Source organism: Spirillospora sp. CA-108201, from assembly GCF_050936235.1.
GTDB lineage: Bacteria > Actinomycetota > Actinomycetes > Streptosporangiales > Streptosporangiaceae > Spirillospora.
In genome coordinates this window covers 973,961-996,865 of sequence record NZ_JBNJNE010000001.1, presented here as the reverse complement: position 1 = coordinate 996,865, position 22,905 = coordinate 973,961, and the positions used below count along the sequence as shown (strand labels likewise).

The 22,905-nt window shown below is 74.2% G+C and carries 17 protein-coding genes and 1 pseudogene; 7 read left to right on the top strand and 11 right to left on the bottom strand.

Annotated elements, in window-relative coordinates; translation table 11 throughout:
- Positions 1 to 140 precede the first annotated feature (140 nt).
- The 4 genes from ACQEU6_RS04770 to ACQEU6_RS04755 all read left to right on the top strand — a co-directional run bounded on the left by ACQEU6_RS04770 (position 141) and on the right by ACQEU6_RS04755 (position 5,291).
- Positions 141 to 848 carry a hypothetical protein gene (locus ACQEU6_RS04770; protein ID WP_499329369.1) on the top strand — a complete coding sequence of 236 codons (708 nt, stop codon included), beginning with the start codon at positions 141 to 143 and terminating at the stop codon, positions 846 to 848.
- Positions 845 to 2,164 carry a hypothetical protein gene (locus ACQEU6_RS04765; protein WP_499329368.1) on the top strand — a complete coding sequence of 440 codons (1,320 nt, stop codon included), beginning with the start codon at positions 845 to 847 and terminating at the stop codon, positions 2,162 to 2,164. The genes ACQEU6_RS04770 and ACQEU6_RS04765 overlap by 4 nt, the downstream gene beginning before the upstream one ends.
- Positions 2,154 to 3,362 carry a hypothetical protein gene (locus ACQEU6_RS04760; RefSeq protein WP_499329367.1) on the top strand — a complete coding sequence of 403 codons (1,209 nt, stop codon included), beginning with the start codon at positions 2,154 to 2,156 and terminating at the stop codon, positions 3,360 to 3,362. The genes ACQEU6_RS04765 and ACQEU6_RS04760 overlap by 11 nt, the downstream gene beginning before the upstream one ends.
- A 78-nt stretch (positions 3,363 to 3,440) precedes the next feature.
- Positions 3,441 to 5,291: a heparinase II/III domain-containing protein gene (locus ACQEU6_RS04755; protein WP_499329366.1), complete on the top strand. Its 1,851-nt coding sequence runs from the start codon at positions 3,441 to 3,443 to the stop codon at positions 5,289 to 5,291.
- A 162-nt stretch (positions 5,292 to 5,453) separates the two neighbouring features.
- Here ACQEU6_RS04755 and whiA read toward each other — a convergent pair whose 3' ends face one another.
- The 4 genes from whiA to uvrC all read right to left on the bottom strand — a co-directional run bounded on the left by whiA (position 5,454) and on the right by uvrC (position 10,374).
- Positions 5,454 to 6,434 carry a DNA-binding protein WhiA gene (gene whiA, locus ACQEU6_RS04750; protein WP_499329365.1) on the bottom strand — a complete coding sequence of 327 codons (981 nt, stop codon included), beginning with the start codon at positions 6,432 to 6,434 and terminating at the stop codon, positions 5,454 to 5,456.
- A gap of 61 nt (positions 6,435 to 6,495) precedes the next feature.
- Positions 6,496 to 7,464 carry a gluconeogenesis factor YvcK family protein gene (locus ACQEU6_RS04745; RefSeq protein WP_499329364.1) on the bottom strand — a complete coding sequence of 323 codons (969 nt, stop codon included), beginning with the start codon at positions 7,462 to 7,464 and terminating at the stop codon, positions 6,496 to 6,498.
- A 52-nt stretch (positions 7,465 to 7,516) separates the two neighbouring features.
- Complete coding sequence (gene rapZ / locus ACQEU6_RS04740) at positions 7,517 to 8,392, bottom strand: RNase adapter RapZ (protein WP_499329363.1); 876 nt, start codon at positions 8,390 to 8,392, stop codon at positions 7,517 to 7,519.
- The gene (uvrC, locus tag ACQEU6_RS04735; RefSeq protein WP_499329362.1) at positions 8,389 to 10,374 is read right to left on the bottom strand and encodes an excinuclease ABC subunit UvrC; all 1,986 of its coding nucleotides are present in this window, start codon (positions 10,372 to 10,374) and stop codon (positions 8,389 to 8,391) included. Before uvrC ends, rapZ begins: the two co-directional genes overlap by 4 nt.
- A gap of 193 nt (positions 10,375 to 10,567) precedes the next feature.
- On the opposite strand from uvrC, the gene ACQEU6_RS04730 reads away from it, so the two are divergent.
- Positions 10,568 to 11,572: a mechanosensitive ion channel family protein gene (locus tag ACQEU6_RS04730; protein ID WP_499329361.1), complete on the top strand. Its 1,005-nt coding sequence runs from the start codon at positions 10,568 to 10,570 to the stop codon at positions 11,570 to 11,572.
- Here the strand turns inward: ACQEU6_RS04730 and ACQEU6_RS04725 are convergent.
- The 4 genes from ACQEU6_RS04725 to ACQEU6_RS04710 form a co-directional block, all read right to left on the bottom strand.
- Positions 11,559 to 12,056: a Rieske (2Fe-2S) protein gene (locus tag ACQEU6_RS04725; RefSeq protein ID WP_499329360.1), complete on the bottom strand. Its 498-nt coding sequence runs from the start codon at positions 12,054 to 12,056 to the stop codon at positions 11,559 to 11,561. The two genes, ACQEU6_RS04730 and ACQEU6_RS04725, sit on opposite strands and share 14 nt — an antisense overlap.
- A gap of 94 nt (positions 12,057 to 12,150) precedes the next feature.
- The gene (locus ACQEU6_RS04720) at positions 12,151 to 12,591 is read right to left on the bottom strand and encodes a Rieske (2Fe-2S) protein (RefSeq protein WP_499329359.1); all 441 of its coding nucleotides are present in this window, start codon (positions 12,589 to 12,591) and stop codon (positions 12,151 to 12,153) included.
- Positions 12,592 to 12,763: 172 nt separating this feature from the next.
- A complete protein-coding gene (gene uvrA / locus ACQEU6_RS04715) occupies positions 12,764 to 15,601 on the bottom strand; it encodes an excinuclease ABC subunit UvrA (RefSeq protein ID WP_499329358.1) in 2,838 nt (945 codons plus the stop codon).
- A 270-nt stretch (positions 15,602 to 15,871) separates the two neighbouring features.
- Complete coding sequence (locus tag ACQEU6_RS04710) at positions 15,872 to 16,663, bottom strand: MBL fold metallo-hydrolase (protein ID WP_499329357.1); 792 nt, start codon at positions 16,661 to 16,663, stop codon at positions 15,872 to 15,874.
- 72 nt (positions 16,664 to 16,735) lie between these two features.
- On the opposite strand from ACQEU6_RS04710, the pseudogene ACQEU6_RS04705 reads away from it, so the two are divergent.
- Both ACQEU6_RS04705 and ACQEU6_RS04700 read left to right on the top strand, forming a co-directional pair.
- A pseudogene (locus ACQEU6_RS04705) lies at positions 16,736 to 17,065 on the top strand (maleylpyruvate isomerase N-terminal domain-containing protein); the annotation flags it as partial.
- Positions 17,066 to 17,129: 64 nt separating this feature from the next.
- Positions 17,130 to 17,501, top strand: a complete 372-nt coding sequence (locus ACQEU6_RS04700; protein ID WP_499340579.1) for a DinB family protein — start codon at positions 17,130 to 17,132, stop codon at positions 17,499 to 17,501.
- A gap of 225 nt (positions 17,502 to 17,726) precedes the next feature.
- Here ACQEU6_RS04700 and ACQEU6_RS04695 read toward each other — a convergent pair whose 3' ends face one another.
- The 3 genes from ACQEU6_RS04695 to ACQEU6_RS04685 form a co-directional block, all read right to left on the bottom strand.
- Positions 17,727 to 18,425 (bottom strand): Crp/Fnr family transcriptional regulator, encoded by a 699-nt coding sequence (locus ACQEU6_RS04695; RefSeq protein WP_499329356.1) that lies wholly within the window; start codon positions 18,423 to 18,425, stop codon positions 17,727 to 17,729.
- Between the two features lie 104 nt (positions 18,426 to 18,529).
- Complete coding sequence (locus ACQEU6_RS04690) at positions 18,530 to 22,345, bottom strand: tetratricopeptide repeat protein (protein WP_499329355.1); 3,816 nt, start codon at positions 22,343 to 22,345, stop codon at positions 18,530 to 18,532.
- Positions 22,346 to 22,349: 4 nt separating this feature from the next.
- Entirely contained in the window at positions 22,350 to 22,841 is a 492-nt protein-coding gene (locus tag ACQEU6_RS04685; RefSeq protein ID WP_499329354.1) for a hypothetical protein, read from the bottom strand.
- Positions 22,842 to 22,905 lie beyond the last annotated feature (64 nt).

Here is a 22,905-nt window from a genome sequence, read left to right as displayed (position 1 = left end):
GGGATTCATGGGTGAGTCCGCCTTCCCCCGGTCGGGGGACGCCCGAGACCGCCCCTCTTTCACGAAAAAGCACGATCATCACTACACTCCCGGCCATGTGGCGCGGGTGGTCGGTTCTGTTGGCGGGGCTGGTGGGGGCCGTGTTGCTCGGACGCCCGGCCGGGGCCGCCCCCTTGCTGGAGCGCGCCGCCCCGGAGGGCCGCGCCGACGCCATCGCCGCCGCGCTCCGCCGCGACCCCGTCTACGTCACCGACCACGCGCCCCGCGCGCTTCCGCCCGACACCGCCGCGCGGATCAAGGCGTCCGTCGCCCGGCTCGGCGTCCCCGTGTACGTGGCGGTGACGCTGGACACGGGCCTCGGCCCGCAGAACGCGGCCGAGTCCCTCGCGGCCCTGCTGCGCGACCGGCTGGGCAAGGACGGCGTCTACATCGTGGTCCCCCCGTCCGGCGGGAGCGGCGAGCTCCGCCGGTTCGGCGGCGACCGCGCCCTCCCGCTCGACGACGCCTGGGCGGCGGCGGAGGCGGAGACCCCCTACGACGCGAGCGCCCCGGAGATGATCGCGCTGTTCGTGGACATCGCCCTGTCGGGGCACGCCGGGGAGCGCCGCGAGCATCCGCGCCCGAGACCGAAGTCGAAGGTCCGCGAGGCCCTGGACGCCGACGACGCGGCGGACCGGCGGGCGTCCCGCATCGAGTGGGGCCTGTTCACCGGCGGCGCCGTGGTGAGCGGGGGCGCGATCCTGGGCCTGCTGGTCGGCCGCCGCGTCCGGCTGGCGAGGCGGGCGCGGCTGCCGAAGAGGCCGCCGGGGAAGAGCACCGGGAAGAACACCAGGAAGGCCCGCGGATGAAGCGGTTCCCCGTGGTGCTGCGGTTCCCGGTGGTGCTGGCCGCCCTCGTCCTCTCCGCGCTCGCGACGGTCCCCGGAGCCGCCGCGGAGGACGGGCCGCCTCCGTACGCCTACCACCGGCTCGACCGGGTGGGCGCCGCGCTGGCCAGGGACCCGGTGTTCGTCGACCCGGACGTCGCGCAGGCGCTCGGCGCGCGCGACCGCGCCCGGCTGCGCGTGGCCGTCGCCGCGACGGCGAAGCGGCTCGGCACGCCGGCGTACGTGGTGGTGATCCCGAACCCGAGCGAGTCGGAGTCGCAGGGCCGTGGCGACGCGTTCCTGTTCATGCTGCGCGACCGCTCGCGCCGCGACGGCCTCTACGTGATGGCGGACGCGCGCGGCAACCTGGAGTCCAAGGCGTTCAACGTCCCCCGCCGGGGGCGCTCCCCGCTGGACGAACTGGACGAGGAGGACATGCCGGGCAACGCGCGTCCCGTCGACTCCGAGCGTCCCTACGACGGGCTCGCCGACCGGATCGTCCGGCGGCTGGACGGCTACGCGGCGGCGCCCTCGGCGTCCCCCACCATGCCGCGGCTGTTCTCCAGCCCGGACCCGTTCGGCCGGGAGTTCTCGCTGACGCCGGACGAACCGGAGATCAAGGCGCCGCTGCTGACCGGACTCCTGCTCGCCGGTCCGGCGGGGGCCGCGGTCCTGTACTGGCTGGGCCTCGGTGTCCTCGCGCTGCGCCGCGGCGGGCCGTCGCGGCGCCGGAACCGGCCGAGTGCCGGACGGCGTGCCCGGGCGCGCACCAGGCCGAGCATGCGCTGGCTCCGCCGGCACAGCGCCAGGGACCTGGAGAGGCTTCGCCGCCTGCTCGCCGCGTCCGGCGGAGAGCAGGGCCGCGCCTACGCCGTCTCCGCCTACGACGCCGCGCAGATCCTCTATGACGACGCCAAGGACGACGACAGCAGAGCGATCGACCTCGTGGGCGCGATCGTGCTGGCGCGCCAGGGATGCGTCGCCCTCGCCCGGGACATCGAGTCCCCGCCGACACCGTGCCTGGTGAACCCGCTGCACGGCAGGTCGGTGGTGCGCAGGCGCGTCCGGAAGCTGGAGAAGGAGCACGGCGGCGCCCTGCCCAGGCAGTGCCCGCTCTGCGCGGGCTGCCGGGACCTCGACAAGAGGCAGGGACTCGACGAGCGGCGCCTTCTGCAGATCCCAGGGCCGGGCGGCCACCGCCCGCACACCCTCGTCCCGGGCGTGTGGCGCGAGACGGCGTGGGGCGCCCACGGCAAGACCTTCCTCCCCCGTGTGATGAGGTACCTCGGTGTTGACTGAACCGTCCCCCGGCGAGCGGCTGGCCGCCGCGCTGCGCCGCTCCCCCGTATACGTCGACCCGTCCCTGGCGTCCGCGCTTCCGGCGGCGGACCGCCGCGCGCTCATCGCCAAGCTGCGCAAGGCGCCCGCGCCGGTCTTCGTCGTGCTGGTCCCCATCGTCAAGGGCGGCACGTGGACGGACTCCGAGCAGCTCGCGACCGTCGTCCACGACCGCCTCGGCCGCGACGGGATCTTCATCACCTTCGACGACGACTCCCAGGACCTCCGGGCGCGGGAGTGGGGTGGCGAGCACCGGGCCGACCGCGCCGCCTGGGCGGTCACCCTGGACCGCGCCATGGACGACGCGCCGCTCGCCGCCCGGCTGTCCCGCGTCGCCGACCTGATCGTCTCCGGCACCGGCCAGCAGGAGTACGACCGGGTCTCCGCCGAGATCGACAAGCGCTACAAGGCGCGGCACGGCACCCCGCCGCCCGAGCACGGGGCGGACGGGGGCGGGCTCGCGGCGCCCCTCGGCGCGGGCGCGGCGGGCGCGGCCGTGGCCGGGGTCGCCGGATTCCTGCTGTGGCGGCGGCGCCGGATGGCCTCCGTCCGCCGCGGGGGCGAGGGGCTGCTGATGCCCCGCACGGTGTTCGCCACGGCGAACCGCGCCACCGAGGACCAGCTCCGCGAGCAGGCGTCCCGCGAGGTGATCGCGTTCGGGGAGCTGCTGGACGACAGCGGCGTCCCGACCTCCGGCGAGCGGACCCGCACCCTGGTCGCCCGCGCGCTGGACGCCTACCAGGCCGCCGGGAAGACCCTCGACGCGGCGCGGGGCGTCCCCGACCTGGCCGGCGTCCTGGTCCTGCTCGACCAGGGCCGCGACGCCCTCGCCTCCGCGCAGGCCGTCGCGAAGGGCAGACCGGAGATCCCGCCCGTCCCGCTGTGCTTCTTCAACCCGCTCCACGGCGACGCGACCGCCGAGCTCGACTGGCGCCCCGTCGGCTCCCGCAGGCGGCTGAGCGTCCGGACCTGCCGAGCGTGCGCCCGCGCGGCCCGCGACAAGCGCGCCCCCGAGGTCCTGACCGACCGCCGCGACGGCCGGGAGGTGCCCTACTACGAGGCCGACCCGTCCCGCAGCGTGTGGGCCGAGACCGGCTACGGCCAGCTCCGCGACGACCTCATCGAGCGCGTGCTGCGCGGCGACCACACCCCGCGCTGACCGGCGCCCCCCGAATGTTTACCGACCCTTCACCGGCGGCGGTCCGCCGGAATGGCGCCGCACGTGTGTTGTTGGAGTGTGGCCCACCGATCTTCAGGGAGCGCCCGCCGGGCGGCGTGCGCCGTGCTCCTGCTGTCGCTGTCGACCGGCTGCCGCGGCTCCGTCACGCCCACCGTTCCGGTGACGGCCCGCGCGGCGTCGCGGGCCGTCTGCCTCGGCTACAACGGCCTGGACAGGGTGAACCCGGCGGCCCAGGTCCGCGGGGGCCGGTTCGCGACTCCGCGCACCGCCCCCGTCCGCGTCGCCCGCGGGACGGACGTGGACTGGGGCCGCGACCCGTACGGCGACCGGTCGTGGCGGCTCTGGTTCCACTCCCTCGAATGGCTCGGCGGCCTCGTCGAGGAGTACGAACGGACGGGTGACCGCGCCGCGCTGCGGACGGCCGAGGGCATCGCCCGGGACTGGCTCGCCGACAACGCCCGGCCCGAACGGTTCCCCGGGCCCAGGCGCGAGGCGATCGGGGAGGCCGCCAAGTTCCGCCTCGCCACCTTCGTCTGCCTCCGGCGGCATCTGACCGGAGGGTGGCTGGACGAGGCCATCGCCGCCCACGCGCGGTGGCTGGCCCGTCCCGAGCACTACTCGGGGCCCTGGAACCACGGCACCGACGAGTCGATGACGCTCATGACGGCGGGGTGCGCCGTCGGGCGGGAGGACCTCGCCGGGCTCGGCCACCGGCGCCTGCTCGACGCGATCCTCGCCCCGCCCGGCGGGGCGCGGCCGGCCATCGACGACGAGGGCGCCGGGAACGAGCAGTCCACGCACTACGCCGTCTACAACCGGAGCCGTTGGCGGCTCGCGTTCCGCGTCATGCGCGAGTGCGGCCGTCCCGTCCCCGCCGAGCTCGTCCGCCGGCACCGGCTGATGGACGAGTTCATCGCCTTCCAGACCACGCCCGCCGGAGACCTGCTCCAGATCGGCGAGTCGTACGCGGACAGGGCCTCCGACATCGACGACCTCGGATCGGGACCGCTCAGGTACGTGGCGACGCAGGGCGTGAAAGGCGTCCCGCCCATGGAGAGGGCGCGCGTCTACCGCGCCGGGTACGTGATGGGCAGGTCCGGCTGGGGCCGGGACGGCCGCTCGTTCGCCGAGGAGATGTCCTACACGGCGCGCTTCGGCCCGGGCCGGTACGCGCACGGGCAGAACGACCACATGGCGCTCACCTTCCATGCGCTCGGCAGCGACATCCTCGTTCCGAGCGGCCACATCGGCTACAGCGACGCGGTCTGGCGGAGGTGGCTGGCGTCTCCGGAGGCGCACAACACGCTCGTGGTGCGCGGCGTCCCGTTCCACCAGCGGGCGGCGACGGCGCTGGTCGCGCACGACTTCCGGCGAGGCGCCGACACGTTCCGGTTCTCCGACACCGCCTTCGCCGGGACGACCCGTTCCCGCTCGGTGCTCGCCGCGTCCGATCCGGACGCCCTCGCGGTGCTGGACGAGGTGCGCTCCGCGGCTCCCCGTCCCGTCGAGCAGCTCTGGCACCTGCCCGCGGCGTTCACCGCCGTCGCCCACGGACCCGACGCCGTCGCCACGTCGGGCCCGGTCCGCGTCCACTTCATCCGCTTACCGCTCCCCGGCACGACCGGCGACTCCGCCAGAATCCTCCGGGGCTCCCTCACCCCGAAGCAGGGCTGGACAGCCTCCTCCCCCCACAAGAGGCTCCCCGCCCCGGTGGTGTCCTTCCCCGCCCGCGGAGGAACCCCGCCCGCCCGCATCCTGACCCTGATCGCCCCCGTCCGCGGCGAGGGCCCCCCGAAGATCCGAACCCGCACGCTCCCGGACGGAACACTCCACGTGGAGGCGACCGTCGGCACCCGCCACCTGACCTTCGAGGCCACCCCCGACGGCACCCTCCACCGCCTCCCCTGACCCCAGCGCTCCCGGACGTGCCACGCCGGACGCTCGTAGAGCAGAACCCGCACCGGGCGACCGCAGCGACACGGCACAACCCGCACGGGCACTCCGACTCGCACCGTGGCGTGAGGATCGCCCGGCTCGCAACGGGGGTCCCAGGGGGTCGCCCCCTGGGAGTCACGGCGCGAGCATGTCCGCGGTGAGGTTGGCGTCGGTGCCGGGGATGCCCTGGTCGCCGGCGCGCTTGTCGGCCATGGCGAGGAGCCGGCGGATGCGGCCGGCGATGGCGTCCTTGGTGAGGGGCGGGTCGGCGAGCTGGCCGAGCTCCTCCAGGGACGCCTGCTTGTGCTCCAGACGGAGGCGGCCGGCGCTGACGAGGTGCTCGGGGGCGTCGTCTCCGAGGATCTCCAGGGCGCGGGCGACGCGGGCGCCGGCCGCGACGGCGGCGCGGGCGGAGCGGCGCAGGTTGGCGTCGTCGAAGTTGGCGAGCCGGTTGGCGGTGGCGCGGACCTCGCGGCGCATCCGGCGCTCCTCCCAGGCCAGGACGCTGTCGTGGGCGCCGAGCCGGGTGAGCAGGGCGCTGATCGCGTCGCCGTCGCGGACGACGACGCGGTCGACGCCGCGGACCTCGCGGGCCTTGGCGTGGATCTTCAGGCGGCGGGCGGCGCCGACGAGGGCGAGCGCGGCCTCGGGGCCGGGGCAGGTCACCTCCAGCGACATGGAGCGGCCGGGCTCGGTGAGGGAGCCGTGCGCCAGGAACGCGCCGCGCCAGGCCGACTCGGCGTCGCAGGCGGCGCCCGCGACGACGTGCCGGGGCAGGCCGCGGACGGGCCGGCCGTTGTTGTCGATGAGGCCCGTCTGCCGGGCGAGCGACTCGCCGTCCCGGAAGACGCGCACGACGTAGCGGTTGCCCTTGCGCAGGCCGCTCGGCGCGAGCACGACGACCTCGGAGGTGTGTCCGAACACCTCCGAGATGTCCTTGATCAGCCGTCGGGCCGCCACACCGGTGTCGATCTCGGCCTCGATCACGATGCGGCCGCTGACCAGGTGCAGGCCGCCCGCGAACCGCAGCAGCGTCGAGACCTCGGCCTTGCGGCAGCACGGCTTCAGCACCGTGAGCCTGCTCAGCTCGTCCTTGACCACACCGGTCATCGCCATCTGATGAACCCTCCCCCTATCGGACTTCCAGCAGTCTGGCCGATCGCGGCCGCGCCGGTCGTCACTCGGTGAATATCTGTACGAAGGCTTGGGCCAGACGGGCGGGTTCATGACGCGGTGATCCGTCGTCGGCGGCGACGTCGGCGAGGACGAGGCGTCCACCGAGGTCCTGGACGGCCTTGTCGAGGGCCTCGGGGTCGTCCACCACCGCGCGGTCGGCGAGGACGACGTCCACGCGCAGGTCGGGCGCGTGCGCCTGCAGCACCTCCAGGTGGGTCTGCGGCGAGAAGTCGTCGGTCTCGCCGGGCTGCTGCGCGAGGTTCAGCGCGACGACGCGGCGGGCGCGGGAGGTGGTGAGGGCGCGGGCCAGCGCGGGCACCTTCAGGTGCGGCAGGACGCTGGTGAACCACGAGCCGGGGCCGAACACGATCCAGTCGGCGTCGTCGACGGCGGCGAGGGTCTCCGGGCAGGCAGGCGGGTCGGCCGGCACCAGCGACACGCCGAGCACGCTGCCGGGCGTCCTGGCGCACGCCACCTGGCCCTTGACATGGGTGATCTCGTCGGGCCCGGCCGGGTCGGCGCCGCGCACCTCGGCGACGATGTCCATCGGGACGGCCGCCATCGGCAGCACGCGGCCGTGCGCGCCGAGGAGGCGGCCGACCCAGTCGAGCCCGGCGACGGTCGAGGTGGAGGAGGCGCCGTCGCCGCCGAGCAGCTCCCACAGCGCGACGATGAGCAGGTTGCCGACGGCGTGGCCCTGGAGGTCGCCCTCGCTGCGGAAGCGGTGCTGGACGACGTCCCGCCAGGTCTGGCCCCATTCGTCGTCGCCGCAGAGGGCGGCGAGCGCCATCCGCAGGTCGCCGGGCGGCAGCACGCCGAGCTCGCGGCGCAGCCGGCCGCTGGAGCCGCCGTCGTCGGCGACGGTGACGATCGCGGTCAGCCGGTCGGTGACCCGGCGAAGCGCCGACAGCGACGCATAGAGGCCGTGGCCCCCGCCGAGCGCGACGACCTTGGGGCCGTGGGGCTTCACCGTGCGGTTTCTCTCCTCGTCCGGGCCCCTCGCCGGGTCCCGGCGCGGGCCGTCATTCGCGGCCGAGGTCACGATGGGCGACCTGCACCTCGATGCCCTCGTCCCGCAGCCGGGCGGCGATCTGTTCCGCCATGGCAACACTACGGTGTTTTCCACCGGTGCATCCCACGGCGAGCGTCACGTAGTGCTTGCCCTCGCGTTCATACCCGTCGGCGAGGAGCCGCAGCACCTCGGAGTAGGCGTCGAGGAACTCCTTGGCGCCGTGCTGCCCGAGGACGTAGTCGCGGACGGCGGCGTCGCGGCCCGTCTTCGGCCGCAGCTCCGGCACCCAGTGCGGGTTCGGCAGGAACCGGCAGTCGACGACGAGGTCGGCGTCGACCGGCAGGCCGTACTTGTAGCCGAACGACACGACGGTGGCGCGCAGGCTGGACTCGCCGCTGTCGTTGCCGAAGAAGCCGATGATCTTGTTGCGCAGCTCGTGCACGTTGAGCCCGCTGGTGTCGATCACCAGGTCGGCCTCGGCGCGGACCTCGCGGACCAGCTCGCGCTCGCGGGCGATGCCGTCCACCAGGCGGCCGTCGCCCTGCAGCGGATGGGGGCGGCGGACGCTCTCGAACCGGCGCACGAGGTCGGCGTCGCCGGCCTCCAGGAACACCACGCGCGGGTGGACGCCGCGGGCCTCCAGCTCGGCGATCGAGGAGTGCAGGTCGTCGGTGAACGCGCGGCTGCGCACGTCCACGACGACGGCGATGCGCGGCACCGCGTTCTTCACCCGGCCGCCGAGGTCGGCCATCGTGGCCAGCAGTCCGGGCGGCAGGTTGTCGACCACGAACCAGTCGAGGTCCTCCAGCGACTTGGCCGCGGTGCTGCGGCCCGCCCCGGACATACCGGTGACGATCACGATGTCCGGAATGGTGTCGCTGGTCATGCGCCTCTCCCCCTGTGCTCCCCGTCGTCCCCGCCGGGTCCCTCGCCCCCGCCGCCGCCCGGCGCGGCGCCGTGCAGCGCCGCGACGATGCTCTCGGCGCTGCGCATGCCGATCCCCGGGACCTCGGCGACCTGCGCGGGCGTCGCGTCCTTCAGCCGCTTCAGCGACCCGAAGTGTTTCAGCAGCGCCGCGCGGCGCGCCGGGCCCAGACCCGGAACGTTATCGAGTTCGCTGACCGTCATGGACCGGGAACGCCGCTGCCGGTGGAAGGTGATGGCGAACCGGTGCGCCTCGTCGCGGACCCGCTGGACGAGGAACATACCCTCGCTGTTGCGGGGCAGGATGACCGGGTCTCCCTCGCCGGGGAGCCAGAGCTCCTCCAGCCGCTTGGCGATCCCGCACACCGCGATGTCGTCGACGCCGAGCTCGTCGAGGGCCCGCTGCGCGGCCGCGACCTGCGGGGGGCCGCCGTCGACGAGGACCAGGTTGGGCGGGTAGGCGAACTTGCGCGGCCGGCCGGTCTCGGGGTCGATCGGCTGGTGCGCGCCCTCCTCCGGGTCGCCGAGGGTGTCGAGCTCCCCGGTCTTCTCGCTCTCGGCCAGGTAGCGCCGGAAGCGGCGGGTGATGACCTCGTGGATGGAGCGGACGTCGTCCTGCCCCTCCACGGCCTTGATCGTGAACCGGCGGTACTCGCTCTTGCGGGCCAGCCCGTCCTCGAACACGACCATGGACGCGACCACGTTGGTGCCCTGGAGGTTGGACACGTCGTAGCACTCGATCCGCAGGGGCGCGTCGTCCAGCTCCAGGGCCTCCTGGATCTCCTGCAGCGCGCGGCTGCGGGTGGTGAGGTCGGACGCGCGGCGCGTCTTGTGCTGCTTGAGCGCCTCGTGGGCGTTGCGCGCGACCGTCTCCAGCAGGGCCCGCTTGTCGCCGCGCTGCGGGACGCGCAGCCGGACGGGCCCGCCGCGCTGCTCCGACAGCAGCTCGGCCATGGCCTCCTCCTCCGGCGGCAGGGCCGGGACGAGGACCTCGCGGGGCACCGACTCGCTCTCGCCGTAGATCTGGATGAGGAAGTGCTCGACCAGGTCGGCGGTGGTGACGTCCTCGACCTTGTCGACGACCCAGCCGCGCTGCCCGCGGATGCGGCCGCCGCGCACGTAGAACACCTGGACGGCCGCCTCCAGCTCGTCCTCCGCGAATGCGATCATGTCGCAGTCGGTGCGGTCGGGGAGCACGACCGCCTGCTTCTCCAGGGCGCGCTCCAGGGCACGGATGTCGTCGCGGAGCCGGGCTGCGCGCTCGTACTCCTGGGACGCGGCGGCCTCGCGCATGTCGCGTTCGAGGCGCTTGGTGAACCGCGTGGTGTTGCCCGCCATGAAGTCGCAGAAGTCCTCGGCGAGCAGGCGGTGCTCGTCGGGCGAGACGCGGCCGACGCACGGCGCCGAGCACTTGCCGATGTAGCCGAGCAGGCAGGGCCGGTCGAGCTGGTGCTGCCGCTTGAACACGCCGGCGCTGCACGTCCGGACGGGGAAGACGCGCAGCAGCTGGTCGACCGTCTCCCGGATCGCCCACGCGTGGGAGTACGGCCCGAAGTAGCGCACGCCCTTCCGCTTGGCGCCCCGCATCACCATCACCCTCGGGAAGTCCTCGTTCAGGGTCACGGCGAGATACGGATAGGACTTGTCGTCGCGGTAACGGACGTTGAACCTGGGGTCGAACTCCTTGATCCAGGAGTACTCCAGCTGGAGGGCCTCGACCTCGGTGCCGACGACCGTCCAGTCGACGCGCGCCGCGGTCTGCACCATCGTCTGGGTCCGGGGGTGCAGGGCGGAGAAGTCGGCGAAGTAGGAGCCCAGCCGCGAGCGCAGGTTCTTGGCCTTGCCCACGTAGATGACCCGGCCGTGCTCGTCGCGGAACCGGTACACCCCCGGGGACTCTGGGATGGAGCCGGGTGCGGGTCGGTAGGTCGCCGGGTCTGCCACATTCGAAAGCCTAATGGGCGGCACCGACACGCCGTGCCCCCGCGCGGCCGGCGCCGCCGCGCGCGGCCGGAGGGTGACGTAGATCTCTCCTTCGCGCCCGGATGTTCGCAAATCAACCGGAAAGGGATCGTCAATCGGTTCCAAGGATCCGGAAGGGGGGCGTTCCGCCGCGCCCGCCTTCGCGTTCGCGGTGGTGGTCAGCTCCAGCACCGCGATGCCGTACCAGTTCGTCGGCGGGCACGCCGAGGACGTGGTCCGGCACGCGATGCGGATCGCGGCGATCGGCGCGTCCACGTGGCTGGTCATGCGGATCGGCTACGCGCTGAGCGACCCGCCGCTGGCACGGCTGATGCGGATCGAGGGCGAGCGCAACCGGCGGGCCAGGCGGGCCCGCACGCAGATGATGCTGCTGCGCCGCATCGCCGCCGTCATCATCGTGGTGCTCGCCGCCGGCGCGGCGCTGTTCACCTTCCCCGCCGTGCGGGCGGTCGGGGCCGGGGTGCTGGCCTCGGCGGGCGTCGCCGGCCTGGTGGTCGGCATCGCGGCGCGCCCGACCCTCGGCAACCTGCTGGCCGGGCTGCAGCTGGCCTTCAGCGACGCGCTGCGCCTGGACGACGTCGCCGTCACGCAGGGCATCTGGGGCCGGGTCGAGGAGCTGACGCTGTCGTACGTCGTCCTGCAGCTCTGGGACGACCGGCGCATGATCTTCCCGGTGTCGCACTTCACCGAGCAGCCGTTCGAGAACTGGACCCGGCACTCCAGCCGCCTGCTCGGCTCGGTCGAGCTGCACGTGGACTGGACGGTCCCGGTGGAGGACCTGCGCGCCGAGCTGTACTCGGCCCTGAAGGAGAACCCGCTGTGGGACCGGCGGGAGTGGACGCTCCAGGTGGTGGACGTGCTGCCGGGCGGCCTCGTCACGGTGCGCGCGCTGATGAGCGCCGCCGACTCGGCGAGCACCTGTGACCTGCGCTGCGACGTGCGCGAGCACCTCGTCTCCCACATCCGCGACCGCCATCCGGAGGCCCTGCCCCGGCTCCGCGTCAGCCCCGAACCGGTCGTGGACGGCGCCGGGGACGAGGGCGGCGGCCCGGCTCCGGTCACCGAGGACGAGGTGGCGGAGGGGCGGCACGCCGACGGCGCGCGGGCCGTCCCGCGCGAGGACGGCCCGGCGCGCGCGAAGTCGCTCAGGCGAGCATGATCTTCCCGCCCTGGACGGTGACCTTCTTCTGCGCCAGGGGCTCGTCGGCGGGCGGGCTCGCCACCGACCCGTCGGTGATCTTGAACTTGCTGCCGTGGCAGGGGCAGTTGATCGTGCCTCCGGTCACCGAACCGACGCTGCATCCCCGATGGGTGCAGGCCGCCGAGAACGCCGTGAACTCGCCCTGGCGGGGCTGGCAGACGACGACCTTGGCGTCCTCGAACACCTTGCCGCCGCCGACGGGGATCTCGCTCACCGAGGCCAGGGCGGCGCCCGCCCCGCCGTCACCGCCCCCGTCCGCGTCCCCGGAGCCGCGCCCGCCGTCGCCCGACTCGCCGCACGCCGCCACCAGCCCGGCCATGCCCGCGAGCCCGGCGCCGATGAGGAGCCCCCTGCGGGTGCCGCCCGCGGGGCTCTCCCCCGGCGCGCCCTCTCCCGCCGCGCGCTCCGTTCCGTCCGCCTGCGTCTCGGACCTGTGTGGCATTCCCGCCCCTCCGGTGACCTCTCTCGGTTCCTGTCCGTCACCGGGAAGCACGGATGCGCGAGCACGTTGGTTCAAATCCGAACCAAAAAGGTGATCAGGTGACGACGATGCCGCCGCCCTCGACCCGGACGGGGTACTCCCTGAGCGGCTCCTTCGCGGGGCCACGCTGCACCGAGCCATCAGCGATCTTGAATTCGCTGCCGTGGCAGTGGCACTTGATCAGCCCGTTCGACACCCCGCCGACCGTGCAGCCCTGGTGGGGGCACACCGCCGTGAACGCCTTGTAGGCGCCCTGGCTCGGCTGGGTCACCACGACCTTCTCGTCGCCGTAGACCTTGCCGCCGCCGACCGGGATGTCGGCGGCCTTCGCGATCTGCTTGCCCTTGAGGTCCTCGGCGGTCTTCGTCCCGCCTCCGGACGCGCAGCCGGCGAGAGCGGCGGCGCCGAGCGCCCCGCCTCCGCACAGCACCGCACGCCGGCCGACTCCCCCGCTCCCGGCGGCCTCGGCGGCCCCGGGCGTCACTTCGTCTCCCATGGCTCCATCCTGGTGGACGGCCTCACCCGTCCCGCACCGACCCGCCCCCGGCGCCCAGGGCCCGTCTCGAAGTGGCCCCGGTCACGCACGCGAACGGATGCCGCGTTGGCCGGGCCCGGTCACGTAGCGAGCCGCCGGGCGAGCGAAGTGGGCCGGGACTTTGAAACACAGCCTAGGAGAGCAGCTTCTTGAGGAACTGGCCGGTGTGGCTGGCCTCGACCTCGGCGACGTCCTCGGGGGTGCCGGTGGCGACGACCGTGCCGCCGCGCGAACCGCCCTCGGGGCCCATGTCGATGATCCAGTCGGCGGTCTTGATGACGTCGAGGTTGTGCTCGATGACCAGGACCGTGTTGCCCTTGTCGACCAGCCCGTTCAGCACGCCGAGGAGCTTGCGGATGTCCTCGAAGTGCAGCCCGGTGGTCGGCTCGTCCAGCACGTAGATGGTGCGGCCGGTGGAGCGCTTCTGCAGTTCGGACGCCAGCTTGACGCGCTGCGCCTCGCCGCCGGACAGGGTCGGGGCGGGCTGGCCGAGCCGGACGTAGCCGAGGCCGACGTCGTTCAGCGTCTTCAGGTGCCGGTGGATCGCCGTGATCGGCTCGAAGAACTCGGTGGCCTGCTCGATCGGCATGTCGAGCACCTCGGAGATCGTCTTGCCCTTGTAGTGGACCTCCAGGGTCTCCCGGTTGTAGCGGGCGCCGTGGCAGACCTCGCACGGGACGTAGACGTCCGGCAGGAAGTTCATCTCGATCTTGATGGTGCCGTCGCCGGAGCAGTTCTCGCAGCGGCCGCCCTTGACGTTGAACGAGAACCGGCCGGGCTGGTAGCCGCGCACCTTCGCCTCGGTGGTCTGCGCGAACAGCTTGCGGATGTGGTCGAACACGCCGGTGTAGGTCGCCGGGTTGGACCGCGGGGTGCGGCCGATCGGCGACTGGTCGACGTGCACGACCTTGTCGAGCTGGTCGACGCCGTTGACGCGCTTGTGCTTGCCGGGGACGGTCTTCGCCCCGTTCAGCTTCTTCGCCAGCGAGTTGTAGAGGATGTCGTTGACCAGCGTCGACTTGCCGGACCCCGACACGCCGGTGACCGCGGTGAGGACGCCGAGCGGGAACGCCACGTCGACGTCGCGCAGGTTGTTCTGCTGCGCGCCCTTGACGGTGACCTCGCGCCCCCGGGTGCGGGGCCGCCGGATCTGCGGGACGGCGATCTCGCGGCGCCCGTCGAGGTAGGCGCCGGTCAGGGAGCGCTCGGACTTCTTCAGGTCCTCGACCGTGCCGGAGACGACGATCTCGCCGCCGTGCTCGCCCGCGCGCGGGCCGATGTCGACGATCCAGTCGGCGGCGGCGATGGTGTCCTCGTCGTGCTCGACGACGATCAGGGTGTTGCCCATGTCGCGCAGCCGGAGCAGCGTCTCCAGCAGCCGGTGGTTGTCGCGCTGGTGCAGGCCGATGGACGGCTCGTCGAGCACGTACAGGACGCCGACCAGGCCGGAGCCGATCTGCGTCGCCAGCCGGATGCGCTGCGCCTCGCCGCCCGCGAGCGTCGCGGACGCCCGGTCGAGGGTGAGGTAGTCGAGGCCGACGTCGAGCAGGAAGCCGAGCCGGGCGTTGATCTCCTTGAGGACGCGTTCGGCGATGTGCGTCTCGCGCTCGTTCAGTTCGAGCGCCAGCAGGAACTTCGCGGCCTCGCCGATCGGCATCGCGGCGACCTCGGCGATCGACATCCCGCCCATGGTGACCCCGAGCACGACCGGCTTCAGCCGGGCGCCCTCGCAGGTCGGGCACGGGATCTCCCGCATGTAGCCCTCGAACCGCTCCCGGCTGGAGTCGCTCTCGGACTCGGCGTGGCGCCGCTGGATGTAGGGGACGACGCCCTCGTATGCCGTGTAGTACGACCTCGTGCGGCCGTAGCGGTTCTTGTAGCGGACGTGGACCTGCGTCTCGTGCCCGTTCAGGATCGCCTTGCGCGCCTTGGCGGGCAGCCGGTCCCAGGGCGTGTTCAGGTCGAAGCCCATCGCGTCGCCCAGCGCCGACAGCAGCCGCAGGAAGTAGTCGCTCACGTGCCCGCCCGACCACGGCTGGATCGCGCCCTCGCCGAGCGGCAGCTCCCCGTCGGGGACGACGAGCTCGGCGTCGACCTCCATGCGCGTCCCGAGGCCGGTGCAGTCGGGGCAGGCGCCGTACGGCGAGTTGAACGAGAACGAGCGCGGCTCCAGCTCCTCGAACGACAGGTCGTCATAGGGGCAGTAGAGGTGCTCGGAGTACATCCGGGTGCGGTGCTCGTCGTCCTCGGGGAGGTCGACGAAGTCGAGGACGATCGTGCCGCCGGCCAGGCCGAGCGCCGTCTCCACCGAGTCGGCGAGCCGCTGCCGGGCGGAGTCCTTCACCGAGAGCCGGTCGACCACGACGGCGATGTCGTGCTTCTCCTGCTTCTTCAGCTTGGGCGGCTCGTCCAGGCGGATCATCTGCCCGTCGACCAGCGCCCGCGAGTAGCCCTTGGACTGCAGCTCGCGGAAGAGCTCCAGGTACTCGCCCTTGCGGCCGCGGATCACCGGCGCCAGGACCTGGAACCGGGCGCCCTGCTCCAGCTCCAGGACCCGGTCGACGATCTGCTGCGGCGCCTGCCGGCTGATCGGCCGGCCGCACTCGGGGCAGTGCGGGTGCCCGATCCGGGCGTAGAGCAGCCGCAGGTAGTCGTACACCTCGGTGATCGTCCCGACCGTGGACCGGGGGTTCTTGTTGGTCGACTTCTGGTCGATCGAGACCGCCGGGGAGAGCCCCTCGATGAAGTCGACGTCGGGCTTGTCCATCTGCCCGAGGAACTGCCGGGCGTAGGCCGACAGCGACTCCACGTACCGGCGCTGGCCCTCGGCGAAGATCGTGTCGAAGGCCAGGCTGGACTTCCCGGAGCCCGACAGACCGGTGAACACGATCATGGAGTCCCGCGGGAGGTCGAGCGAGACGTCCTTCAGGTTGTGCTCGCGTGCTCCACGCACGATGAGTCGGTCATGCACGTTCTTCCGGTTCCTCTTCTGGGCGCGGCGATCTGCGGTTACGGCTCGGTATCAAGGCTAGCCACGGGGTGCGACAGGATCCCCCGACTTCTCAACAGCGGCGCTCGCCGCTGCATTTCATGACGCCACCCGGCCGATCCGAGCGGTCGGGAGGGCACCATCGCACCGTACACGTGTTCGAACGATGCCCGCCACCGGAACACGGCCGGAGGCGCGGCACCCCTTCCGACCACCCGGAACGCGCTCCGGCCGCGGACGCGCCCGCCCGGGTCACCCGTCGTCGAGCGCGTGGGAGAGGTAGCGCTCGGCGGAACGGCGGACGGCGTCCTTCCCGCCCCTGTAGACGATCTTCTTCCACCAGGCGCCGTAGACGCGGTCGAAGTCGAAGGGCTCCAGGAGGCGCAGGGCGCGGCGGACCGTGCGCGGGCGCTCGGGGATGTAGTTCGGGTAGGAGTACATGAAGCTCACCCAGTCGCGGTCGTTGACGACCGACAGGATGTCGCCGGAGAAGAGCGCGCGTGCGTCGCGCCAGTGCAGGACCTGGCCGCCCGCGAAGTGGACGCCCGCGTTGATCAGCGTGAGGCCGTCGGCCAGTTCGAGGATGTCGCCCGACCAGAAGGCGACCGCGTCGTCCGGGCGGGCCACCCACCGGCGGTCCGCCTCGTGGATGTGGACGGGGGCGTCGAACGCGCGCGCCCACTCGATCATGGTGCCGTAGAAGTGCGGGTGGCTGATCGCTATCGCGGAGACGCCGCCGAGTTCGTTCACCCGGCGGACCAGGTCGTCGTCGATGTGGGTGACCATGTCCCACAGGACGTTGCCGGACGGGGCGCGCAGCAGGAGGGCGCGCTGGCCGATGGCGACGGACGGCTCGGCACCGATCCCGACGACCCCCGGGCCCTCCTCGGCGACGCGGCCCCGATGGTCGGCGCGCAGTTCCTCCAGGGTCGTCCACCGCTGGCCCTCCCAGCCGACGTACTGCCGCTCGTCCTCGCAGATCGGGCAGTCGGGGCGGGGCCCGGCGTACTGGACGCCGCACGTCACGCAGATCGGAAGCTCCATGATCACCATTGTCCGGCGCGCGCGGGGCCGGGTGAGGCAGGATGGAGGGTCCTTTTTCGCCGAGGAGGGGCCATGGACTGGCGCGACGTGATCGACGAACTCGACGCGGGCGTGGAGCGGATCGCCGCGACGCTGGAGGGGCCGGCCGACGACGCGCTGAGGGGCGCGTCGGCGCTGCCGGGGTGGAGCCGCGGGCACGTCGCGACGCACATCGCGCGCAACGCCGACTCCCTGTGGAACCTGCTGGAAGGGGCCCGCACGGGGACGGAGATCCCGCAGTACCCGAGCCTGGAGCGGCGCAACGCCGACGTCGCCGCGGGCGCGGGACGCGGCCGGGACGCGCTGGTCGCGGACGTCCGGGCGACGCAGGCGCGGTTCTCCGAGCAGGCCCGGTCGCTGCCGGAGAATGTCGGGAACACCCCGGTGCGGGCGATGATAGGCTGGCCCCATCCGGCCGTGGTACACGGTGTTCCGCCGCTGGAACGAGGTGGAGGCCCACCACGTCGACCTCGCCGCCGGCTACGGCCCCGCCGCCTGGCCGGATCCCTACGTCCGGTGGTCCGCGGCGGCCACGCTGGCGGACATGGCGGCGCTGCCGGACCGGCTCCTCGGGGAGCTGGCCGGGCTGCGGATCACCGCGACCGACTCCGGCGAGACCGCCGAGCTCGGCTGGGCGCCCGGCGGCCCGGAGGCGTCCGGCTCCGGGCGGGCGCTGCTGGGCTGGCTGAGCGGACGGTCGGACGGCGCGGGCGTGCACGTCCGTCCGGACGGCCCGCTGCCCGTGCCGCCGCCCTGGCCGCACGAGCCTTCGCAGTTCGCGGAGCAACCGGGCTCCTGAGCGGACCCCGGGGGCTCTCGAAGTGGCCTCGGCCATGCTCGCGAACGCGTGAGCTGCCCGGTGGAGCGAAGCCGGAGGCGAGCGGAACCGGGCAGATCGCGAAGCGATGCCGCGTTCGCCCCAGGCCTGGTCACGTAGCGAGCCGCCAGGCGAGCGAAGTGGGCCCGGACTTTGAGACGCAGCCGCCAGGCGAGCGAAGCGGGCCGGGACTGTGAAACACAGCCTCTAGGGAGGCTCGTCGCCCGCGAGCCGGTGCAGGGCGTCCGCGGAGCGGACGGCGATCGCGCTCCTGGCGACGGTCACGCGGCCGCGCAGCGGCTCGGACGCGAGGATCTGCGCGACCTTGCGGCGGCCCATGCCGGCCCAGCGGCCAAGGTCCTGCTGGGTGACGGGGACCCGGACCAGGACGCCCTCCTCGACCACGCCGTCCGGGCGCTCGCGCTTGACCGGGGAGCCGAACCGCGCCGCCAGGCGCAGGAGGCGGCCGGCGAGGCGGCGCTCGGGGTCGTCGGGGAAGTGCGCGACGCGCAGCCCGTCGGCGTCGCGGAGCCGTTCGGCGAGGACGGCGGCGACGGCCCACACCGAGCCGGGGTGGGCGTCCAGGGCGGCGCGGAAGCCGGCGGCGGGCAGCACGAGCGCCTCGACCCGCGTCAGCGCCTCGGCGTTGGCGTGCCGGACCCCGCCGTCCACCGCCTCCAGCTCCCCCACCAGGTCGCCGGGGCCGAGGACGTCGAGGATGGCGGTCTCGCCGTCCCGGTCCACCCAGACCTTCACCGCCCCGGACCGCAGGACGAAGACCTGGGCGGCGCGGGTGTGCTCGCGCGTCAGGAACGCGCCGGGCCTGATCACCACCGGGGAGCCCGCCCGCCGCAGGGCCTCCTGGGCGCGGGGGGTCAGCGCGTCCCAGAACCGGGGGGTCTGCATCTCGCCTCCTCACCGGACCCGGATCCGGCCGGGCCCCGGGCCTTCATGATCGCGTGCATCCGGTCCAGTGAACGCGCCCCGGCCCCCGCCGACCGCGTCACCGGTCACACGTCGGGCGGCCCGTCCGGGGCGAGCAGGCCGTCCAGGGCGCGGACGCGGCGGACGCAGTCCGCGGCCGCGGCCTGGTCGCCGAGGGCCAGGTGGGAGTCGCGCAGCAGCTCCAGCGCCCGCCGCAGCCCCCGCTGGTCGTCGGTCTCGCGGCGGATGGCGATCTCGGCGGTGACCTGCTCCACCGCGCGGGCGTGCTCGCCGGTCAGCTGGGACGCGCGGGCGATGCTGTGCAGGGCGTGGGCCTGCTCGCGGGTGGCGCCGAGCTCGGCGGCCAGGTCGAGGGCGCGCCGCCCGGTCGCGAGGGCCTCGCCGGCGCGCCCGAGGTCGAGGTGGATGGCGGCGAGGTGGACCAGGGCGACGGCCTCGCTGTGCCGGTCGCCGACCTCGCCGAGGATCCGCAGGGCCTCCAGCTCCCGCTCCAGCGCCTCCTCGGGGCGTCCGGCGCGGCGCAGCACGGAGGCGAGGGTGTCCATGCCGACGCCGAGGCCGTACCAGTCGCCGCCGGACTCGCGCAGGCCGAGCGCCTGCCGGGCGGCGCGCTCGGCGTCCTCGGGCAGGCCGAGCCGCGAGTACGTGCGGGCCAGGCTGCCGAGCGTGCCGGCCATCCCGCCCCGCGCGCCGAGCCGGTGCCACAGGTCCAGGGCCTCCAGGCCGAGGATGAACGCCTCCTGGTGGCGGCCGAGGCGCCGCATGACCACCGACAGGTGCTCCAGGTCGTTGGCCTCGCCGTGCTGGTCGCCGATCTCGCGGCGGATCTCCAGGGCGCGCAGGAGGTGCTCGCGCGCCTCGCGGTACCGTCCGAGGCGCCAGTGGACGATCCCGATCTGCGCGAGCGCCTCGGCCTCGCCGTGCCGGTCGCTGGTGTCGCGGTGCAGGCGCAGCGCCTGCCCGCAGTAGGTGAACGCCTCGGCGAACCGTGTCGCGTCGCACATGAGCATGCCGAGCGTGGTCAGCGCGCGCGCCTCCCCATGGCGCGCGCCCAGAGCGCGGTAGGTGCGCAGCGCCTGCTCGGCGTCCTGCTGCGCGAGGTCGCGCAGGCCGAGCGCGGCGTTCATCCGCGCGAGCTCCGTCAGCGCCTGTGCGGCGCCGTGCATGTCGGCGAGTTCCTGCCGGATGGCGAGCGCTTCCAGCGCATGGGACACCGCACCATGGACGTTCCCCTGGCGGCGGTGTACCTGCGCCACGGTGAGCAGGGTCTCGGCAACGCCCGGCTGGTCCTGCGTCCGGCGGCGGACGTCGAGCGACTTGGCGGCGTGGTCCAGAGCCGTCCCGTAGTCGCCGAGACCCAGGTACGCCCTGGCCAGGATGTCGTGGCCCTTGGCCGTTCCCGCGTCGTCCCGCAGCTCCCCGTGGATGGCGAGCGAGCGCCGCGCGTGGTCGATCGCCGTCAGGTAGCGGCCCAGCGCCACGTGGACGTCGGCCAGGGTGGCCAGCGTGGCGGCCTCCCCGTAGCGGTCGGGCGGGTCCACGGCCCGGAACCCGCGCCGCGCGTCCTCCCCGTACCCGATGGCCTGGACGGAGTCGCCCAGTTCGAAGTGCGCCATCGCCAGGTTGTGGAGCATGACGGCCGCGGCCGCCCAGTCCTCCTCGGTGCGGGCGGCGTGCAGGCCGACCTGGTGGACGGCGATGCTGTCCTCGCCGTAGCGGCGGAACTCCTGGAAGTCGAACAGCGCGTCGGCGAGCTCCCAGCACGTGCGGTGCAGGCCGAGCCGGGCGGCCTGGTGCACCGCGGCGACCAGGTTGCGGCGCTCGGCCTCGAACCAGGCGAGCCCGCCGGCGCGATCGGCGCCGGTGGGCGGACGCCCCCGGGCCGCCCCCGCGTGCGCCCTGGGACGGGACCGGGCGGCCATGGCGTCGCCGGCGCGGCGGGCCTCGGCAAGGTGGCCGGCCAGCAGCCGCCGCTGCGCCGCCTGGAGTTCGCCGTCGGAGTCCTCGCGCAGGCCGCTTTCGCGGGCGAACTCGCGCAGCAGGTCGTGCATCCGGTAGCGGTCCGGCCCCACGTCCTGCACCAGGTACGCCTGGCGCAGTCCTTCCAGGCATTCGCGCGCCTCGCCGACCGTGCCGTCCCGCAGCGCGGCGAGGGCGGCGGGCGTGAAGTCGGGCCCGGCGACGAGGCCGAGCCTGCGGAACGCCTCCCGCTGCCCGCGGCGCAGGCCGCGGTAGGCGACGTCGAACGTCGGGCTGAGGACGGCCAGCAGCGCCGTCCCGGACGTGCCGGGCGCCGCGCCGTCGACCAGGCCCGCCCCCGCGAGGCCCGGCCCGTACGGCGCGGCGTCCCGGACGTCCCGGGCGGCCAGCTCCCGGACCGTCCCGGCGATCGACTCGCCGGGGTTCTCGGCCAGCCGCCCGGCCATGACGCCGAGCGCGAGCGGCAGGTGGCCGCACTCGCGGGCGAGCCGCTCGACCGCCTTGTCCTCCTCGCGGAGGCGGGGATCGCCCGTCCCGAGGACGTTGGAGATGAGGTCCACGGCCTCCTGCGTCGCCATCTCCCGCAGTTCCAGCGTCCGGACGTCGGCGCCTTCGAGCAGGGCGGGCAGGCGCCGGCGGCTCGTCACGACCACCAGCCCGGAGGCCGTCGCCGCCAGCAGCGGGCTGATCTGCTCGGGCCGCGCGGCGTTGTCGAGGATCAGCAGCATCCGGCGCTCGCCGAGCAGGGACCGGCACTGCGCCGCCAGCTCCGCCTGCGTCCGCGGGAGCTGGTCGCCGGGCACGCCCGCCGCGCGCAGCACCTGCCCCATCGCCTCCGCCGGGGTGACGGGGTTGCGCGACGTGCCGCGCAGGTCGGCGAACAGGACGCCGTCGGGGAAGCGGTCGACGACCCGGTGCGCCCAGTGCAGGGCCAGCGTGGTCTTGCCCACGCCCGCCATCCCCTGGACGACGACGGCGCGCGGCCACACGGACTGGCCGACCAGCAGATCGAGCTTGCCGAGGCTGACGGCGCGCCCGGCGAAGTACGGGTTGTCGGCGGGGATGCGCACGGCGGGCGGCGCGGCCGGCGCGCCGAGGCGCACCGGTTCGCGCGCCGCGATCCCGGCGCCCTCCCCCGGCCCCCGCGCGTCCTCGGGCGTCCGCTCGGCGTCGGCGGCCGGCCAGTCGTCGCCCCAGGGGCTCGCGGCGCGGCGGAGCCGTTCGACGTCGAGGACGGTCAGCGGGCGGGCCCGCCGGTCGATGATGCCCTTGGCGCGCCACGTCCGGAACCAGCGCACCAGCGTCTCGCGGGAGATGCCCGCCCAGTTCGCCAGCTCCGCCTGGCTGAGCCGCAGGGGGATCCGCGTCCCCTGGCCGGGGGCGGGCTCGCCGAACCGGTGCGCCAGCTCCAGCAGGTGGTAGGCGAGCCGCTGGGGATGGTCGGCGGCCCGCACCGCGTGCCGCCGGCCGCCGTAGGTGACGCTCTCGGAGACGGCGTGCATCATGGCCTCGGCGACCTGCGGGCTCGCCGCCAGCAGGCTGCGGAACTTGCGGCGGTCCACGCGCAGCGCCGTGACGTGGTCGAGCGCGGCGACCGTGGCGCGCTGCGGATGCCCCCACGGGCCGAGGGCCCCGACCAGGTCGCCCGCGCCGAACAGGTCGATGATCGACTCGTCGCCGTCGCTGGAGTCCACGAACTCCTTGGCCACCGCGTTGCTCGCGGCCCGCGGCGACGCCTTGAACACGACGTAGACGGCCGGCGCGACCGTCCCCTGGTGGCACAGCATGCCGCCGGGCGGGATGTCGGCGCGCCGGCCCATGGCGCGCAGGGCCTGCCGGTCGGTGGGAGCCAGCCGCTCCCAGAAGCTGCCCGGCCGGACGCCGGGGCCGTCGCCGATCATCCGGTCATCCTCCCGCCACCGCCGCCGCCAGCGTCCAGAACAGGAACAGCACCGCGGTGGTCGCCGACCAGGCGACGGCCTGCCAGGACAGCTCCCCGCAGCGGTGCGCCGCCGACAGCAGCCTGCGCAGCTGCGCGTCGCGGACGCGCTCGTCCAGCGCCACCGCCGAGCCGAACGGAGTCCACGGCACGCCCGGGTCGAGGGGCGAGCCGGTGCGGCCGCGCACCTCGCCGAGCACCGCCAGCAGCGTCCGCCGCGACCGCACCGCGTACACGGCGGAGACCGCGAACGCGCCGGCGAGGACGGGCAGCAGCGCCAGCGCGGCGAGGCCCGGCAGGCCCGCCGCCAGCCGGGTGACGGTCCCGACCAGCACGAGGGCGAGGAACACCGCCGCCACGGCGGAGTCCCGGCCGCACAGCCGGACCAGGGTGCAGGCCTGTCCGAGGAGGTCCTCCGGCAGCTCCCGGCCGGGGCCGGGACGGAACGCGGTCGCCAACGCCTCACCGCCCTTCGGGGGGGTCGAACCTGATCTTCCAGTACCCATGGTGCGGTGAGAAGGG

Coding starts and splice junctions, on each gene's coding strand:
- ACQEU6_RS04765 (WP_499329368.1), top strand. CDS start 845: ATGAAGCGGTTCCCCGTGGTGCTGCGGTTCCCGGTGGTGCTGGCCGCC.
- ACQEU6_RS04725 (WP_499329360.1), bottom strand. CDS start 12,056: ATGCCACACAGGTCCGAGACGCAGGCGGACGGAACGGAGCGCGCGGCG.
- ACQEU6_RS04720 (WP_499329359.1), bottom strand. CDS start 12,591: ATGGGAGACGAAGTGACGCCCGGGGCCGCCGAGGCCGCCGGGAGCGGG.
- rapZ (WP_499329363.1), bottom strand. CDS start 8,392: ATGACCAGCGACACCATTCCGGACATCGTGATCGTCACCGGTATGTCC.
- ACQEU6_RS04695 (WP_499329356.1), bottom strand. CDS start 18,425: ATGCAGACCCCCCGGTTCTGGGACGCGCTGACCCCCCGCGCCCAGGAG.
- ACQEU6_RS04690 (WP_499329355.1), bottom strand. CDS start 22,345: ATGATCGGCGACGGCCCCGGCGTCCGGCCGGGCAGCTTCTGGGAGCGG.
- ACQEU6_RS04710 (WP_499329357.1), bottom strand. CDS start 16,663: ATGGAGCTTCCGATCTGCGTGACGTGCGGCGTCCAGTACGCCGGGCCC.
- whiA (WP_499329365.1), bottom strand. CDS start 6,434: ATGGCGATGACCGGTGTGGTCAAGGACGAGCTGAGCAGGCTCACGGTG.